Origin of the sequence: Phaeobacter sp. B1627 (genome assembly GCF_006265095.1) — a bacterium.
GTDB lineage: Bacteria > Pseudomonadota > Alphaproteobacteria > Rhodobacterales > Rhodobacteraceae > Epibacterium.
Map to the genome: position 1 here is coordinate 1 of NZ_VCNK01000103.1, position 1,089 is coordinate 1,089.

At 54.2% G+C, this 1,089-nt stretch carries 2 protein-coding genes and 1 pseudogene; all 3 read left to right on the plus strand.

Annotated features, from left to right (window positions below):
- Nucleotides 1–309: pseudogene (locus tag FGE21_RS19845) on the plus strand (hypothetical protein); the annotation flags it as partial.
- Between the two features lie 202 nt (nt 310–511).
- Nucleotides 512–823, plus strand: a complete 312-nt coding sequence (locus FGE21_RS19850) for a DUF1153 domain-containing protein (protein ID WP_139665122.1) — start codon at nt 512–514, stop codon at nt 821–823.
- Nucleotides 823–996: an integrase catalytic subunit gene (locus FGE21_RS19855; RefSeq protein WP_139665123.1), complete on the plus strand. Its 174-nt coding sequence runs from the start codon at nt 823–825 to the stop codon at nt 994–996. Before FGE21_RS19850 ends, FGE21_RS19855 begins: the two co-directional genes overlap by 1 nt.
- The last annotated feature ends 93 nt before the right edge of the window (nt 997–1,089 follow it).

Sequence of the window (1,089 nt, forward strand, 5' to 3'; positions counted from 1 at the left end):
GGCAATGACAGGCTCTATGGCGGGGATGGTTCGGACCGATTGGAAGGTGGATCCGGGGCAGACACTCTGAGCGGTGGAGCCGGTTCGGACGTATTCGTATTCGACATTAGCGGAAGCAATACGGGCTCTGACACTATCACCGACTTTGAGATCGGCGTGGATGTCCTCGAATTTCACGGCGCCACCTATTCCAACCTCACCAGTATTGCCTCAGGCAATGGCGTGCGGATTGAATGGGAAGGAGGATCCGTTCAGCTTGAGGGGGTCAGCCGTGCGAGTATCGATGCAGATGATTTCGTGTTTGTTTGAGCCGGAACGGATTTGAATAACAGGAGCGTCAAAATGGCGCCCCAGTTTCAATAGCTTCTCTAAGTGTTTGATCCCACGGTTTGAACCGCCCCGGTTTTGCCGGAGACTGATGAGTTCGTATTTCAAGCTGCGATTTTGTCTGACTTCAAGGTGTATCGACCCAGTGAAACTCTGCTCATGCTACAAGGAGTAAAATGTAGCGATGAGTGATACGATGACAGCAGTCAAAAGATGGACAGCCAAGCGGAAGTCAGCGTTGGTTGTTGAGATAATTCAAGGCAAGACAACCGTTGCCGAGGCCAGCCGGACCTATGACCTGGCCCCATCAGAGATCGAAACTTGGGTCGAGGACGCAAAACGTGGCATGGAGAACGCCCTGAAGGCGAACCCATTGGATGTGCGTCAAGAATACGAGAAGCAACTCAAGGACCTGCAAGAGGCTTATGGGGAGGCCATGTTGGAGCTCAGAGCGCGAAAAAAGTTGCAGGCCCTCATGGAGCGGGAGGACGATTGATGATCCGGACGCTTCATGAGGGCCGGCGGGCGGATGGAGACGTGGTCACGATCAGCAAACTCTGTGCCTGGTTCGGCGTGCCCCGGCGGACTGTGTACTACAAGCCAAGCAAGTCTGCCCCCAAACTGAACGACAAGTTTGTCGATCCCATCAAGGCGATGATTGAAGAGTGAGGAGGATCAGGAAACAGGGTGGGGCGCTGTTTACCCGACGAACCCTTCGTTTGGCGACCGGACCGTCGCATTGAAGTGGTCCCAGAAAACTGG